The 14,776-nt window shown below is 64.2% G+C and carries 19 protein-coding genes; 18 read left to right on the forward strand and 1 reads right to left on the reverse strand.

Annotated elements, in window-relative coordinates; genetic code table 11:
- The 3 genes from ABTV91_RS11215 to ABTV91_RS11225 are packed head-to-tail and all read left to right on the forward strand — an operon-like array spanning nucleotide 1 to nucleotide 1,911.
- Nucleotides 1-270 carry a DUF7660 family protein gene (locus ABTV91_RS11215; protein ID WP_433851514.1) on the forward strand — a complete coding sequence of 90 codons (270 nt, stop codon included), beginning with the start codon at nucleotides 1-3 and terminating at the stop codon, nucleotides 268-270.
- A gap of 46 nt (nucleotides 271-316) precedes the next feature.
- A complete protein-coding gene (locus ABTV91_RS11220) occupies nucleotides 317-1,597 on the forward strand; it encodes a hypothetical protein (protein WP_433851515.1) in 1,281 nt (426 codons plus the stop codon).
- Nucleotides 1,598-1,611: 14 nt separating this feature from the next.
- Nucleotides 1,612-1,911 carry a hypothetical protein gene (locus ABTV91_RS11225; protein ID WP_433851516.1) on the forward strand — a complete coding sequence of 100 codons (300 nt, stop codon included), beginning with the start codon at nucleotides 1,612-1,614 and terminating at the stop codon, nucleotides 1,909-1,911.
- Between the two features lie 310 nt (nucleotides 1,912-2,221).
- Here the strand turns inward: ABTV91_RS11225 and ABTV91_RS11230 are convergent, their stop codons facing one another.
- Complete coding sequence (locus ABTV91_RS11230) at nucleotides 2,222-3,115, reverse strand: transposase (protein ID WP_433851517.1); 894 nt, start codon at nucleotides 3,113-3,115, stop codon at nucleotides 2,222-2,224.
- A gap of 275 nt (nucleotides 3,116-3,390) precedes the next feature.
- Here ABTV91_RS11230 and ABTV91_RS11235 point away from each other — a divergent pair, with 275 nt between their 5' ends.
- The 15 genes from ABTV91_RS11235 (at nucleotide 3,391) to fliE (ending at nucleotide 14,774) form a co-directional block, all read left to right on the forward strand.
- The gene (locus ABTV91_RS11235) at nucleotides 3,391-3,957 is read left to right on the forward strand and encodes a hypothetical protein (protein ID WP_433851518.1); all 567 of its coding nucleotides are present in this window, start codon (nucleotides 3,391-3,393) and stop codon (nucleotides 3,955-3,957) included.
- A gap of 10 nt (nucleotides 3,958-3,967) precedes the next feature.
- Complete coding sequence (locus ABTV91_RS11240) at nucleotides 3,968-4,351, forward strand: hypothetical protein (RefSeq protein ID WP_433851519.1); 384 nt, start codon at nucleotides 3,968-3,970, stop codon at nucleotides 4,349-4,351.
- Between the two features lie 191 nt (nucleotides 4,352-4,542).
- A complete protein-coding gene (locus tag ABTV91_RS11245) occupies nucleotides 4,543-5,691 on the forward strand; it encodes a tetratricopeptide repeat protein (protein WP_433851520.1) in 1,149 nt (382 codons plus the stop codon).
- Nucleotides 5,692-5,702: 11 nt separating this feature from the next.
- Nucleotides 5,703-5,966, forward strand: a complete 264-nt coding sequence (locus tag ABTV91_RS11250) for a flagellar biosynthetic protein FliQ (RefSeq protein WP_433851521.1) — start codon at nucleotides 5,703-5,705, stop codon at nucleotides 5,964-5,966.
- Nucleotides 5,967-5,969: 3 nt separating this feature from the next.
- Nucleotides 5,970-6,734 carry a flagellar biosynthetic protein FliR gene (locus tag ABTV91_RS11255; protein ID WP_433851522.1) on the forward strand — a complete coding sequence of 255 codons (765 nt, stop codon included), beginning with the start codon at nucleotides 5,970-5,972 and terminating at the stop codon, nucleotides 6,732-6,734.
- On the forward strand, nucleotides 6,734-7,798 hold the full coding sequence (locus ABTV91_RS11260) for an EscU/YscU/HrcU family type III secretion system export apparatus switch protein (protein ID WP_433851523.1): 1,065 nt from the start codon (nucleotides 6,734-6,736) through the stop codon (nucleotides 7,796-7,798). The genes ABTV91_RS11255 and ABTV91_RS11260 overlap by 1 nt, the downstream gene beginning before the upstream one ends.
- Before the next feature lie 5 nt (nucleotides 7,799-7,803).
- Nucleotides 7,804-9,861 carry a flagellar biosynthesis protein FlhA gene (locus ABTV91_RS11265; protein ID WP_433851524.1) on the forward strand — a complete coding sequence of 686 codons (2,058 nt, stop codon included), beginning with the start codon at nucleotides 7,804-7,806 and terminating at the stop codon, nucleotides 9,859-9,861.
- Between the two features lie 10 nt (nucleotides 9,862-9,871).
- Nucleotides 9,872-10,537 (forward strand): flagellar hook-basal body complex protein, encoded by a 666-nt coding sequence (locus ABTV91_RS11270; RefSeq protein WP_433851525.1) that lies wholly within the window; start codon nucleotides 9,872-9,874, stop codon nucleotides 10,535-10,537.
- A gap of 12 nt (nucleotides 10,538-10,549) precedes the next feature.
- Nucleotides 10,550-11,314 carry a flagellar hook-basal body protein gene (locus ABTV91_RS11275; protein WP_433851526.1) on the forward strand — a complete coding sequence of 255 codons (765 nt, stop codon included), beginning with the start codon at nucleotides 10,550-10,552 and terminating at the stop codon, nucleotides 11,312-11,314.
- A gap of 26 nt (nucleotides 11,315-11,340) precedes the next feature.
- Nucleotides 11,341-12,033 (forward strand): flagellar basal body P-ring formation chaperone FlgA, encoded by a 693-nt coding sequence (flgA, locus tag ABTV91_RS11280; RefSeq protein WP_433851527.1) that lies wholly within the window; start codon nucleotides 11,341-11,343, stop codon nucleotides 12,031-12,033.
- Nucleotides 12,023-12,610, forward strand: a complete 588-nt coding sequence (locus ABTV91_RS11285; protein ID WP_433851528.1) for a flagellar basal body L-ring protein FlgH — start codon at nucleotides 12,023-12,025, stop codon at nucleotides 12,608-12,610. The genes flgA and ABTV91_RS11285 overlap by 11 nt, the downstream gene beginning before the upstream one ends.
- 2 nt (nucleotides 12,611-12,612) lie before the next feature.
- Nucleotides 12,613-13,722 (forward strand): flagellar basal body P-ring protein FlgI, encoded by a 1,110-nt coding sequence (locus tag ABTV91_RS11290; RefSeq protein WP_433851529.1) that lies wholly within the window; start codon nucleotides 12,613-12,615, stop codon nucleotides 13,720-13,722.
- 10 nt (nucleotides 13,723-13,732) lie between these two features.
- Nucleotides 13,733-14,110, forward strand: coding sequence for a hypothetical protein (locus tag ABTV91_RS11295; RefSeq protein ID WP_433851530.1), 378 nt, complete (start codon nucleotides 13,733-13,735; stop codon nucleotides 14,108-14,110).
- Nucleotides 14,107-14,478, forward strand: coding sequence for a flagellar basal body rod protein FlgC (locus ABTV91_RS11300; RefSeq protein WP_433851531.1), 372 nt, complete (start codon nucleotides 14,107-14,109; stop codon nucleotides 14,476-14,478). The genes ABTV91_RS11295 and ABTV91_RS11300 overlap by 4 nt, the downstream gene beginning before the upstream one ends.
- Complete coding sequence (fliE, locus tag ABTV91_RS11305) at nucleotides 14,478-14,774, forward strand: flagellar hook-basal body complex protein FliE (protein WP_433851532.1); 297 nt, start codon at nucleotides 14,478-14,480, stop codon at nucleotides 14,772-14,774. Before ABTV91_RS11300 ends, fliE begins: the two co-directional genes overlap by 1 nt.
- Nucleotides 14,775-14,776: the final 2 nt, after the last annotated feature.

Consider the following 14,776-nt stretch of genomic DNA (forward strand, 5'->3'; position numbering starts at 1 on the left):
ATGACTAGTGATGAGCTTTTTGATTACGCCAGGACCGTGCAAACTCGTGAGGACTTCACGAAATTTGTCGATCTCTTGAGCAAGGACTTCCAAGCCAAGAAAGATGAATGGGAGAACGTTGACTTGGAGAGCTTTCTTGGCGGCTTGTCCGGGTTCGCTAGGAACATGGGGGGGTATTACAAGAATATGGGCGATTCCGTGGACATAGAAAATATTAGTTGGCGGATGGCTGCTGAAATGCTCTTGGCGGCGACTGTGTACGGCAACTAATTGGAATTGTTGCTGCACAGGAAAACAGGGGTCAGAGTAGCCTTTCTTGAGCTTCGGCAAAGAGAAAGTCGACTCTGACCCCAGTTTTTACCGTCGCAGCAACGCCATCGACTTCAGCGCGTTCAACGACTCCAATGCGGTCAGCGCCAGCCCTCCACCGAGGTCGTCGGTGGTTTCCGCCGGCCCCGCCTATCAGCCCGCCTCCGTGCAGCGGGAGGCGGTGCCGTTACCGTCCCTTCTCGCCGATGACCCGGTAACCCTGGATACGGTGGTCGTTGACGGCTCGGTACTCCGGAAGAATCCGGCCATCGTCAATGCCAATCTGGCCGCCGCACAGCAAGCCTGGGATAGCCTGAGTCTCACGGATCGGCTGTTCGACCACTACCGTGAGGGTCCGAGTATCTCCAGACAGTTGGATCTTGCCGGTGCGGACATGCGGGAATTCAATCGTTGGGAGGACGAGCTTCCTGCCTCCACCGTCATCAATGTCCTGCGCAACCTTGATGCCTACGATGCGGGCAAGCTGGATGCTCCTGTCGGTGATGTGATCCGGGCCCGCGGCTACATCCAGATGGTCAATCGCTACTACATGGGCGATGAGCCGTTCGTGATCGGTCCACCGAGCCAGGCGGAAGTGGCGTTCGCCACCCGGAATACCGTTGATCTCCAACTCGCCATGATGGGGCTCTCGGCGATGACGGCGGGCCACCTCACCCGTTGGTCGGGGCAAAGCGAAGAGCGTGTGCTGATGGCAGGCCAAAGCGCACGCGCCATGGTCGATATTGTGACGGCGGCGCATATCCAGTCTAATGGACGTGCTCAGCCTGTCAGTACCATGGCTTCTGTGCGTAGGCCGAGGGTTGGTGGCGTTTCAAACAGCGAGCGCACATTTGCGTATAACGCTGTTGAGAATCCTGGTCCACTAGCGAACCTCCCCGGTACGCCGGCCGCTAACTTCTTTGGGGGTCGATACAACGCAAATGTGCTCACTGATGACCTGATTCTCTATCGCGGCGGCAAAGTTGGTGAGCCTCTTGGGCAGTGGTTCACTCGAGAGGTTCCGGAATCCCTTGCAAAGATCCGTATTGATTCTGCGGTCAAAGCGCAGTGGATCGACCCCAAGACCGGTGTTATGACTGGAAGCTCCCCCATAGACAGGCTCTACGCCATCAAAATCCCTAAGGGAACAACGATCTACGAGGGGCCCGTTGGCTATCAGGGCGGTGTTTACCAAGGCGGGCCAAACACTAATCAGGTCTTTGTCCCAACGCCTTGGAAAATTCCTGGAGTTCAAGAAGTGTGGCTAGGTGGGAGGCCGATTAGATGAATAGGAATAATTTAGTGAATAACTCTCAGCGTGCGCAGAGTCTTCTGGCAAGCTTGCTTAACCTTCTCTCTGAACAAGGTGAGCAGAATTGGCGTAGAGGAGTGTCAGCCGCGCTTCTTGAGCTGACAGATTCCGAAGGGGGCTTGAATCCTGCTGGTTTCGATCGCGCGGCATCGATCTACCGCAGCATGACTGCAGGGGGACGAGGCTTCGCTGAGTACTTCGTCTGGTCCCCAAATGACGACGAAAGAATCAGTGCTAATCAAAAGCTCGATGAATTGCGCGACGAATTGTGGGAGATCTTTAGTCGCTAAGCCGATCCATCGCCCGGCATAGCCGGGCGGTGTTGTTGAAACGTTTCGCAAGAAGTGACGGTTGTGATGGCCGGTGTCCCGTCCACACTGTCCACGAGCAACTTTTACCTCGTCGATGTTGTTTTTTCCTGTCGATCGACGGGTTGTTGTCGGTGTTGCGCAGCTCAAATTTTCACTTTCGCCGCTTTATCTTCTGCTGTTGCTCACAAGTTTCTTCTGCAAGTGAGTGGTTGCCGGCTTGTCGCACGGTCTGACCGTGGACAATGTCAGCAGTCCGGTGGCCTGCATTGGACGTGCTCTGATTTTCCCGTCAGGGCGGAAAGTGCCAACCTGTGATCTGGCCCTCCCACACGTTCATGAGCCATGGTGGGCGTGTGGATTTTGGAGTTCCACTCCATGCTTCGGCGGGGGTACGACCGTCCAGATGCTGATGGGGACGGCAATGGTTGTACCACGCCCTGAATTCGACCAGTTTGATGCGCAGTTCGTTACCATCGGCAAGAACGATACGGTCCAATTGCTGCTTGAGCGAGCCGAAAAACCGCTCGATGCGTCCGTTCTGCCAAGGGCAATGCAGGGCAGTGGTTTGCAGGCGGACGCCCAGCACTTTCAGGGCCGCCTTCATCGTCCGTGAGTTGAAGCAGGCTTCGTTATCCACGCGGATGCCGCGCGGAATGCCGAATTGACGAAAGGTGGCAAGCATTTCCCGTAGGAGAGTCAGGCTGCGCTTGTCCGGCAATGCCGTTAACCGCAGGCATGCCCGGCTGCCGTGATCGAGCAGCCCCAGCATCATGTGTTGATGACCGGAGACATCGCCTTTCCCGGTCAGGTCCATCGCCCATATCTGGTTACGGGGCATGGGCCGCGGCACACGGTGCTTAAGGGATCGCCGCAACCGCATGACATCGGCCCGCGACTGACGTAGCACGTAGGCTACAAAACTCTTGCCCACGCTTTCCCCACGTTCGCCGAACTGACGGTTGAAACATTCGGCTAACGTGCGGCAGCCAAGGCCGGGCGACAGCGCTTTCAGGCGGATCAATTCGCGCCGCACCCATGGTGGCTTGCGCTGGCTGTGGGCGACCTTGCTGGACGGTGGGATGAAACACGCCGTGGGTTGCGGTGGTTTCACCCATTGCCATGCCGGCAAGCGAACCCATTGCCAGGCCATCCATAGCGCCAGCACGACAAGCATCAACTCCATGGCATTCTTTGCTATCTGTTTCGTTCAAGGCCGGAGTTTAGTTGCGCCATGTGGAGGGCGCCGCTGGAATGTCCGGTCGATGATTGCCCTGCTGGAACGCCCGCAAGGCTGGAGTAACCATTGATTCCGTCCCCTGACGATCCATGCGCGCCGCTTCATGGAGGACACTAAAGCCAGCCGGCCGGGATGCCTGGGCTAAACTGCGGCCAGCTTCAGGGGATTCCCTGTTGATGCGCCCGCGGTGTTGCGGGTGTTACCTCATTGGGATGGGCACGATGGAATACGAAGCGCTGGACGATGATGAACTGCTCCATCTGTCGCTTGATGCGATCAACGGTGCGCGTGATGCCGATGCGGTGGTGCTGTTGAAAGTGTTGACTGGCCGCAGCCCCGGGAACCCCCTGGCGTACTATCTGCTCGCGGCACAGCATGCCCAGACCGGCCTGATGGATCGGGCCGAGCAGGGTTTCAAGCGTGCCGTGGAGTTGGCGCCGGAGTTCGCGATGGCGCACTTCCAGCTTGGGCAGTTGATGCTGGTGAAGGGGGACGCTGCCGCGGCGGCTCATGAATTTCGACAGGTCCGCTCGGATGATCCGGCCATTGCCTGCTATGCGGAAGGGCTGTGCGCGTTGGCCGAGGAGCGGCCGGCCGATGCATTGGCTTCGCTGCAGCGGGGCCTGGGGCTGCCCCAGGCGATTCCTGCATTGGCGCAGGACATGCGGCGGCTGATCGACGAGGCCGGAACCGGAGCTTTAGCCCCGCAGGGAATGCAGGAGAGCGAGGGCGTGGCCAGCTTGGCAGTGGCTCCCATGCTGTTGTCCAACTACAGTCGTTACAACTGAGGGGGGCTTTGTGGAACTCAATCGCCTGACTTCGACGGCTGCGCTGATCTCCGCGATCCGGCAGGACGTCACTTCAAGAACAGGCATGGTTGCCACGACGGCCAGGATCGACTCCGTGAGCAAGGGTGAGGTAGCTCACCGTGGGGGGCCTGCCCTGGCTGTGTTGCGCAGGCAACTGGCAGGACTGGCCCGCGAGGTGGATGTCGAGGATCCGACGGCTGTACGGCAGGCGCGCATGAGGTTCATCCGCGCGGTACTGGTGTGGGAGTTCGGCCCCGAGTTGCGTGAACACCCCGAGTGGCGTCCGCTCTTGGAGGGGGTGGAAGAGGCGTTGGCTGCACGAGGCGATGTCGGCGATGATGAGTTCGTTTCCATGCTGGCATCGCTGAAATAGCGATCTCCGGCTATTGACAGCATGGTCGTCGCTTGGTTTAAATTTTCAAAGGGGATGCACAACGAGATACGCAAGGGATGCAGACGCGCTCATGGCGCGGAGGCGTTTCCAGCGACGCGTAGTTCGATGGGGATCATGGATTGTTGCCTGGCTGCTGCGCATCAAGCGTGAGCAGCGCTCATGGAAGTGCCATGTTGTCGATAGATCGATTGACGCAGTACTTGGCCGTAGACCCATCGAACGTTGAGTTGGCGGCGGATCTGGTTGAGTTGCACCTGCGTGCGGGCGATCATTCGGAAGCGGTACGGGTGTTGCATGGACTGCCGCCGTCCTCGCAATCGAGTCCTCGAGTCCAGTTCCTTCTGGCGCAGGTGGATCTGGCGGCAGGACGCTATGGCGCGGCTGAAGAACGCCTGGTGCGATTGCGGGAGGGCGGCCATGACAGCCTGGCCACAGGACACGATCTTGCTTTCGCATTGTTGTGCCAAAGGCGCCTGGACGAAGCCCGCGCCGTTCTCTGCGATGTAGACGCCAGGCATCCTGGCGAGCCCGCGGTCCAGATCCTCCACGCCCGCATCGAACTGATGGCGGGCAACATGGCCTTGGCTGATCAGTGGCTCGGGAAGGTGCTTGACGTGATTCCGTCGCACCCGGAGGCTCTCGGCCTGAGGGCGCTCGGCCTTCTGGATGCCGGCGATGATGCAGGAGCGCAGGCCAATGCCGCTGCTTGCCTGGCGGTCGACCCGGACCAGCACGAAGCTCTGATCACTGCCGGATCGTTGGCATTGGCCAATCGGCAACCAGTTCGCGCCCAGGAATATTTCAGCCGCGCACTGTCACGCTTCCCGAATTCCGGACGAGCGCTGTCAGGATCGGGGCAAGTACAGATGCTGCAGGGCGAGTTGCAGCATGCCGGACAGACACTGGCGCGGGCCGTAGCCTGCATGCCCGACCACATCGGAACCTGGCATGCCTTGGCGTGGGCACAGCTGTTGTGCGGAGACGTCGTGGCGGCGGAAACCAGCTATCGCAGCGCGCTTGCGCTGGACCGGAACTTCGCCGAATCGCATGGCGGCATCGCCATCGTCGCACTGTTGACGGGCCGTACAGCGGAAGGCGAAGCGAGCATGACACGTGCGCTGAAACTGGATCCAGGCACCATCAGCGGCCGCTACGCAAGAACATTGTGGCTGCAGGAGAACGGCAGGGAAACCGAGTCCACTGCGCTGTTCGCCGAGTTGATGGCGCGCAACGCATTGCCGGGCATCGATGAACAGGACCCGGCGCTGCTGGCGCGGCGGCTGCGGTCTCTTGTCACGGCACGCTCTTCGTCACGCTGAAGCGCTCTGGCATGGACGCTGATATCGCGATGCAGTTGCTGGCCGATACGCTCATCGCGGCGGCCAAGGTGTCGGCGCCGGTGCTGGTCGCCACGCTGCTGATTGGATTGATCATCTCGGTGGTCCAGGTCGCCACGCAGGTGCAGGAGATGACGCTCACCTTCATTCCCAAGCTGATCGCCGTCGGCGCGATCTGCCTGGTGCTGGGGGGCTGGATGATCGCCACCACCGTGGAACTGGCCAAGCGCCTGTTCTCCTTCGCCGCGGGCCTGTGAGCGATGGAAGCGCTTCAATCCTTCCTGATCCTGTTTGCGCTGGCCGGCCTGCGCTACCTGCCGGTAACGGTGCTGCCCGCGTTCTCGCCGCTGGCATGGGCACCGATGACGGTACGCATCGTCGTCATGCTGGCGCTGGCCTGGCTGACCGTGTTCGCCCTGCCGGGGCAGGGCGCCCTCCCGGGTGGCGCTGGATGGCTGTTGCTGGCGGTGCTGGGCGAACTGCTGGTGGGGGCCGTTTTCGGCTTTGCTTTCCTTCTGCCGAAGGCGGCGCTGCATGGGGCTGGCTGGCTGGTGGACATGCAGGCTGGCCTGGGAGCGGCCACGCTGTTCAATCCATCCGCCGATACCGGGCCGGAATCGCTGCTGGGTCACGCGCTGATGCTGGCGATGACGGTGTTGTTCTTCGCGCTTGATCTGCACCTGCTGTTGTTCCGTGCCATGACGGCCAGCATCCACTGGCTTCCGCTTGGCGGTGGAGGCGTGCGCTTGAGCGCCGACGCCTTCCTCCGGATGCTCGGAACAGGCTTCGTTGCCGGGTTGATGCTGGTGGCGCCGGTTGTCGTTGGCCTGTTCTGCGTGGACCTGGGCGTGGGCTACGCATCGCGGTCCATGCCCCAGGCCAACATGTATTTCCTGGCGCTGCCGTTAAAGATCGCCGTAGCCATGGGGCTGCTGGCACTGACCTTGACCTATCTGCCGATGCTTGCGGGACGGTTGTTCACCCAGGCAGCGGGGCAGGTTCCTTCCGTACTGGGAGGTCCCTGATGGCGCAGGGCGACCAGGACAAGACCGAGAAGCCGACCCAGCACAGGCTGGAACAGGCGCGGCGGCAGGGGCAGGTAGCCAGGAGCACGGATCTGGTGGGCGTAGCGAGCCTGCTGGTGTTCGTGCTGACGTTCGTGGCGCTCTCTGCGGGCGTGGCCACGTCGATGGCCGCGCAGATGCGCCAGATGATCGCGATGGCAGGCGCGCGGCCCCATATGGGTTCCGGCTTTGCCGCGTGGCTTGGGCAACTGCTCGGCAAGCTCGGTCCGCAGCTGATCCCCTTGGTGCTGGCGATGGTGGTGGTGGCCATCGCGGCCAATGTGCTGCAGACCGGTCCCGTTTTTTCGGCGCATCCGATCAAGCCCGACTTCAAACGCATGCATCCGGGCAACGCGGCCAAGCGCGTATTCTCGATGCGCGGCCTGTGGGAGCTGGGCAAGCTGCTGGCCAAACTCGGCCTGTTGGCTGCCCTGTGCTGGACGGCGGTCGGCCTTGCGCCGGAGTTCGTCCAGCGCGTCGCCGGCACGCCGTCGTCCCGCCTGCCCGAACTGCTGCTGGGCATGGTCTGGAAGGTGTCGCTGTACGTGATCGGCATACTGGCGCTTGTTGCGGTGGCCGACCTGCTGTTTGTACGCCGCAACCACATGAGCCAGCTGCGCATGAGCCGCCGCGAGCTCAAGGACGAGAGCAAGCAGCGTGACGGCGATCCCGAGGTCAAGGCGCGGCAGAAACGCAGCATCCGCGAACTGCTCAAGAAGGGCCGGGCCATCCGGCGCATCGGCGAGGCGGACGTGGTGCTGACCAACCCTACGCACTACGCCGTGGCACTCCAGTACCGGCCCAGGACCATGCGAGCGCCCATCGTTCTGGCGAAAGGCCGGGGCTTTCTTGCCGCGAGGGTACGCAGCGTCGCCCTGCGCAAGGGGGTGGCGGTGATTCCGGCGCCGCCGCTGGCGCGTGCGCTGTATCGGTTGTGCGAGATCGACGCACCGGTGCCCGAGTCCCTGTACGGACAGCTAGGTCCGATCTATCGCCGGCTCTATGCGATGGGGGGCGCTGCATGAGGTCGATGCTGTCCCTGTTGTGGTCGGGCAAGCGCGACCTGGCGCTCGTCATGCTGATCGTCGGCATCCTGATGGCGCTGTTCGTACCGGTGCCTTCGCCGCTGCTGGACTTCCTGCTGGTGATCAACATCAGCCTGGCGCTGTTGATCCTGCTGGTGACGTTCTTCACCGAATCGCCACTGAACTTCTCCACTTTCCCGACGCTGTTGCTGATCGCGACGATGTTCCGGCTGGCGCTCAATGTTTCGGCGACCAGGCTGATCCTGGAAGGGGCGGATGCCGGCAGGGTGATCGGTGCCATCGGCTCGTTCGTGATCGGCGGGAACTACGTGGTGGGCATCGTGGTGTTCCTGATCCTGGTCGTGGTCCAGTACGTGGTGGTGACCAACGGTGCCCAGCGCGTGGCCGAGGTCGCAGCGCGGTTCACGCTGGACAGCATGCCCGGCAAGCAGATGAGCATCGATGCCGACATGAACATGGGGTTGATCGACGAGCACGAAGCCCGCCGCCGGCGCGCCATGATCGAGAAGGAAGCCAACTTCTATGGCGCGATGGACGGCGCCACCAAGTTCGTCAAGGGCGATGCCATCGCCGGCATCGTCATCATCCTGATCAATATCGTCGGCGGCCTGGCCATCGGCATCGCCCAGATGGGCATGCCCTGGACCGAAGCGGTGCAGCGCTTCACCCTGCTCACGGTGGGCGATGGCATCGTTACCCAGATCCCGTCGCTGGTGATCGCGGTGGCCACGGGCATCATCATCACCCGCGCGGCGGCCGATGCCAGGCTCGGCACCGAGATTCCGCGCCAGGTTCTTTCAAGTCCGCGTGCACTGCTGGTGGTGGCGTTCGCATTGCTGGTGATCCTGGTGCTCCCGGACTTCCCGAAGCTCCCGGTGCTGGTCGTTCTGGCCGGGGTGCTCGCGCTGGCGTGGTACGCATTCCGCCAGGCTGCGACACAGGAAGCCGATGGTGACGCCGCCATGCAGGAAGAAGTGGGCGCGGCGGCGGGCTCTCCGCAGGAGGCCCTGCAGCAGGCATTGCGGATAGAGCCCATCGAGATCCGCATGGGCGGTTTGGTGCATCAGTTGCTGCTCGGCCCCTTGGGCGACCTGCAGGAGCGCATCGACCACATGCGTACCCAGGTCGCCGCCGACCTGGGGTTCATCGTGCCGCGGATCCAGACCTGCATCCGGTCCGAGCTTGGACCGCACGACTACGAGCTGTGGATACATGGCTGCCGTGCCGGACGGGGCAACCTGATTCCGGACCGGATCCTGGCGATCAACCCGGGCGGGGCGCGCGCGCAGCTGGAGGGCGTCGACACGCGCGACCCCGCCTATGGCCTGCCCGCGCAGTGGATCGATCCTGCGCAGCGGACGCAGGCGCGCAGCGCGGGCTACACGCTCGTGGAGCCGGATACCGTGCTGATCACGCATCTGAACGAGGTGATCAAGCGGCAGGCGCCGGAGCTGCTGACCCGTGCCGAGACCGAGCGCATGCTGCTGCGCCTGAAGGAGCGCTGCGGTCCGATGGTGGAAGAGTTGGTGCCCAATGTCCTCAGCTATTCCGATGTCCAGAAGACGCTGCAGCTGCTGCTGCGCGAACAGGTGAGCGTGCGCAACCTGGAGGCCATCGTCGAGGTGCTGGTGGACGCGGGGCGTGCGGTCAAGGCCCCCGAGGAACTGGCCGAGAAGGCACGCGAACGCCTGGGGCCCGGCATCTGCCAGCGCTTCAACGATCCGAAGGGCGACCTGAACGTCCTGACATTGGCGCCTGACGTGGAACGGACCTTGATGGGGGCGCAGCGCAATGCCGAGGGGCGCGGCGCATTGTTTTCCGACATGGCCCAGCTGGATGCCTTCATCAAGCAACTGGCGCGCCAGTCCGAGGCCATGATGGGGCGCAGCCTCAATCCTGTCCTGCTGTGTCCGGCCGCGCTGCGGCGGCCATTGCGGGGGCTGATCCAGCGGTCGTTGCCGCATGTGGCGGTGGTCGGCCTGAACGAAGTTCCGTCCAATACGGTGGTGCGCTCGTTCGCCGCCGTCGGGATCACCAGTTGAGGAATACGCGATGAGCGACACGATCCAGGCCTTGTCCCGGGCATTGAACGCGGACATCCAGGGAATCAATGCGGTCAGCCACAACGTGGCCAACATCAACACGCCGGGCTACCAGGGCGTGCGTGCGATTGCGGATTTCAGCGCCAGCGCGGGGCTTTCCCGCCCGGTCGTCCTGGGCGACGGGCCGCTCAGGTCGACCGGGCGGCCCCTGGATCTGGCCCTGCGTGGCGAAGGCTTCTTCGTGGTCGATCGCGGCGGCCAGCCCCTGCTGACCCGCGCCGGCAGTTTCGTTCGCGATGCCGGGGGCTATCTGGCAACGCGCGGCGGCGACCGGGTGATGACCGACGCCGGGCCGTTGCCGCTGCCTGACGAGGGAGTCCGGGTGGACGAACAGGGCGTGGTGTGGTCTGGCGACCAGCGCTTGGCGCAACTGACGATCGTGGCCGTCGACGCCGGTCGGCTGCAGGCCGTCGAGGGCGGCTATCGCCATGACGGTGCACTGGAGAACTGGTCCGGCCGGGTGCAGCAGGGCGCCACCGAGCAATCCAACGTGGACGCGGCCGCACAGACATTGCAGTTGATCGAACTGACCCGTCACGCGGAGTCCGTCCAGCGCGTGGTGTCCATCTACGACCGCACGCTGGACGTGGGCATCAACCGAATCGGCGACAACTAAGGACGTTTGACCATGATCGACGCACTCTATATCTCGTCCACCGGCCTGCGCAGCCAGCAGGAGCAGATCGACGTCATCTCCAACAACGTGGCCAACATGCAGACGCCGGGCTTCAAGCGTGGCCGCGTCAATTTCGCTGAAGTCGCGTCCTCGCCGATGTCGGGCGACGCGCAGCTGACGGCGGTCTCCCATGGGGGCGGCACGCGGGTGGCGTCGGTATCGCAGGAGTTCGCCAGCGGCGCCATGCAGCCAACGCGCGGCCCGCTGGATCTGGCCATCGATGGCAATGGCTTCTTCGAACTGGAGGACGCCAATGGCAACCGCTTCTACACCCGCTCCGGCCGGTTCCACCTGGACGACCAGGGGTATCTTGCCGCCGTCAACGGCATGCGCCTGAGCGCCGGGCTGCAGGTGCCGCAGGGTGCGAGCGACATCCTCGTTTCCGCCTCCGGCGAACTGAGCGCACTGCTCGAAGGTAGCGAGGAGCGCACCGTGCTTGGCAACATCGAATTGGCGCTCTTCACCACCACGGAAGGGCTGGAATCGACGGGCGACAACCTGTACCGCGCTGGCCCGCGCAGCGGTGGAGCGGTGCTGGCCGTCGCCGGCGAGGGCGGCAGCGGGCGGCTCCAGCAGCATTATCTGGAGGCCGCGAACGTGGACATGATCGATGAAATGACGGGGCTGGTGCTTGCACAGCGCGCCTACCAGCTCAACGCGCGCGTGCTCCAGGCATCCGACCAGGTGCTTGAAACCATCAACAACCTGCGCCGCTGATGCGCTTGATGCGGAATGCATGGCTGATGCTGCTCGCACTGCTGCCATCGCTGTCGGTGGCGGAGACGCATGTGCCCGCCGGGCGCCTGATCGAGGTCGCGCAGGCACGCCTGCAGTCGCGGGCCGAGGGCATCCCCGCGGAGTGGCAGTTCATCCCGTCCGGTACGCCGATGGCATCGGCGGTCGTCGCGGACGGGGAACTCGGCATCGAGGCGGGCGACGTAGACGGCGCCTGGCCGCGCAGCAGGGTCGGGATGCCGGTGACCCTCCGGGTCGATGGCGCAATCGCACAGACACGCATGGTGTGGTTCACCACGCGCGCCTGGCGCGACGTCCATGTCTATGCGCACGACTACCGCAGCGGGGAGGCCGGCGACGATCTGCGGACTGTCACCCGGCGCGTCGATATCGCGGCTGAAGGTGGCGAGGAGGTCGTCGCCGCGGATGTCCTTGCGCCGGTACCGCGAGGCTACCGCCTGCTGCGCGATGTGCGCGCGGGCCAGCCCGTATTGGCGCGCGACCTTGGGCCGATGCCGGCCGTCGCCCGCAATACCCGGGTCGCCCTGCAGGTACGCCGGGCGGGGCTCGCGCTGAGTATCGCCGCGCTGGCCCGGGATGACGGTGCCGTGGGCGAAAGCGTGAGGGTGCTGCCGCAGGGGGCCACGCAATGGATCAGGGCGGCGGTGACGGGCCGCAACGAGGTGACGATTGAAAACTGAGCTGCTCATCGCGGCGTTGCTGGGCGCGTCCCTGGCCGGCGGGGCAGGGAGCTGCCACGCGCAGGAAAGCCTGATCAACCCCGAGACCTATCGTGGCATTGCCGCCGACCGGCGTGCCTATCGTGTCGGCGACATCCTGACGGTCAACGTGCTGGAGGCCGCGCGGGCACGGTCCAGCGCCAATACCGATGCAAGATCCGATCTGCGCCTTGGCGCCTCCGCGTCCACCCCCGGATACCAGGGCAGCGCTACAGGCAGCCTGGGGGGAGCCAGCGCCGGCGGAGCGGAGACCTCGCGCGCCGGCGAGCTGCGCACGCAGCTGTCCGTGCGCGTGCTGGAGGTGCTGCAGGACGGCACGCTGGCGGTGGAGGGGGCGCAGTCCCTGATCATCAACGGCGAGGACCAGCGGATCACGCTCAGCGGGCTGGTCCGCCCGGAAGACATACGGGCCGACAACAGCCTGTGGTCGCATCGCATCGCCAACGCGCGCGTCGAGTTCAGCGGTTCCGGCGTGGTGAGCGAGTCCCAGCGCACCAGCATTATCTACCGCGCACTGAAATGGCTGAGGTTGCTGTGAGGATGTTCCTTCTTCTGCTGGCGGCATTGCTGCCTGGCTTGTCGCGTGCCAACGAAGCCAGTGACGTCCGGGTCAAGGACATCGCCCGCATCGCCGGCGTACGCGACAACCCGCTGACCGGCTATGGGCTCGTATTCGGTCTGTCCGGCTCCGGCGATTCGACCCGCAACCGGGCAACGCTGCAGTCCATATCCAATACGCTGCGCAACTTCGGCGTCAACGTCGACCTGGGCGATCTGTCCAGCCGCAACGTGGCGGCCGTCCTGGTGACGGCGAAGCTGCCGGCGTTCGCCGAGCCGGGCCAGCAACTGGACGTGCAGGTCGCTTCGTCCGGCGATGCCCGCAGCCTGGTGGGCGGCACCTTGATGCTGGTGCCGCTCAGTGGCCCGGATGGACAGATCTACGCGATCGCACAGGGGGCGGTTTCGGTGGGCGGCTATCAGTTCGAGGCCATCACCGCGTCCGTGCAGAAGAACCACCCGACCGTCGGCTGGGTTCCGGCCGGAGCCACCGTCGAACGCAGCTCGCCCCTGGGCGTGGTGGGCGACGGACAGTCGCTGAGCATTCTTCTCAACGAGCCGGACTTCACCCTGGCCCAGCGCATGACACAGGCCATCCGCGACGCCCTGCCGGATGCCGAAGCCACCGCCGAGCACGCAGGCAAGGTGACGGTGAGGTTCGACGCGCAGGACCCGGGCCTGGTCGCGCGCATTGCCCGGATAGAGAACATCCGCCTTGCCCGCGAGCGCCGTTCGCGGGTGGTCGTCAACGAACGCACCGGCACCGTCGTCGCCGGCGGTGGCATCCGCATCGGGAGCGTGAGCATCACCCACGGGGACCTGCGCGTGGAGGTCAACACCCGTTACAGCGTTTCGCAGCCGGATGGATTCCTGGTGCGGCCGGGCAGCGACGTACGCAGCGTCCTGGTACCGGAAAGCCGCATCGATGTGCAGGAGGGCGTGGCTCCCGTGGTGTCGGTGGCCGAGGGCACGACCGTGGCGGAGCTGGTATCGGCGCTGCGGACCATCAAGCTGACGACACGTGACGTCATCGCGGTACTTCAGTCGATCAAGGCAGCTGGCGCGCTGGATGGCGAGCTGCTCATTCAATAAGGGGAGAGTGATGTCTAGTGATCTGACAGTCGACGCCGTCCGCACGGCGCTGGATATGAGCCGGACGCGCGCGGAGGTTGCCGGATGGAACATCGTCAATGCTTCCGTGGCAGGGGCGTCGTTCTTCGTGCTCGACCAGAGCGCCGCAGCATCCGCGCTGGCCCTGGCTGCCGGCCCAGACGGGGCCGCAGGCCAGCAGGCGCTGGCCGCCGTGCGTGACTCGGGATCGTCCCTGATAAGCGAACGTGCCGGCTCCGAACGGCCTGGACTGGACGAACTGGTCGCTGATTCCGTGGCTGCGGGTCTGCAGTACCAGGTGCTCAGCGAGTCGTTGGGGCGTCACTTCGGACTGATGCGGCTGGCGATCACCGGGAGGAATGGCGCATGAGCATTGATGCGATCCTGGAGGCCAGCAGGGCGGGCATGCAGAACGAACGGACCCGCATGGACGCGGCCAGCCGCAATGTCGCCCTGGCCAACCAGCCCCTCGATCCGCGCTCCCTGGGAACGGCGGCGGCGAGCTTCTCGAGTGTGCTGGGGCCGCAAGGGCAGCCGCTGCAGGCCGCGACGCGGTCGGTGCTGGATCCGGGCCATCCGATGGCCGATGCCGAAGGCAAGGTGCATTACCCGGCCGTGGACATGGTCCAGGAGATGACGACCCTGCTTTCCGCCAGCCGCGGCTACGAGGCCAACGTCAGGTCGTTCAACACCTTGCGTGGCATGGAACTGAAGGCCATGGAGATCGGGACAAAGTGATGGGCATTGAAACAATCGGCGCGCTGGGCGCGGGCCTGGGCGCAGCGGAGGTGCAGGCATCGACGCGGATTGCGCATGCGGACTTTTCCTCCGCGGTCGGGCTTGGTCTCAAGGGCGTCGACGAGGCATTGAGAGGCGCCGACCAGACCGTGCGTGCGGCAGCTGCGGGGCAGGAGATCGCCACCCATGACGTGATGATTTCGCTCGAGGAGGCGCGGATGCGGCTGATGCTGCTGGCGGAGGTGCGCAATCGCCTCGTCGAGGCGTACCAGGAACTGTCGCGGATGCAGCTCTGACC

It is taken from the genome of Stenotrophomonas nitritireducens, from assembly GCF_050984405.1.
Lineage (GTDB): Bacteria > Pseudomonadota > Gammaproteobacteria > Xanthomonadales > Xanthomonadaceae > Stenotrophomonas > Stenotrophomonas nitritireducens_B.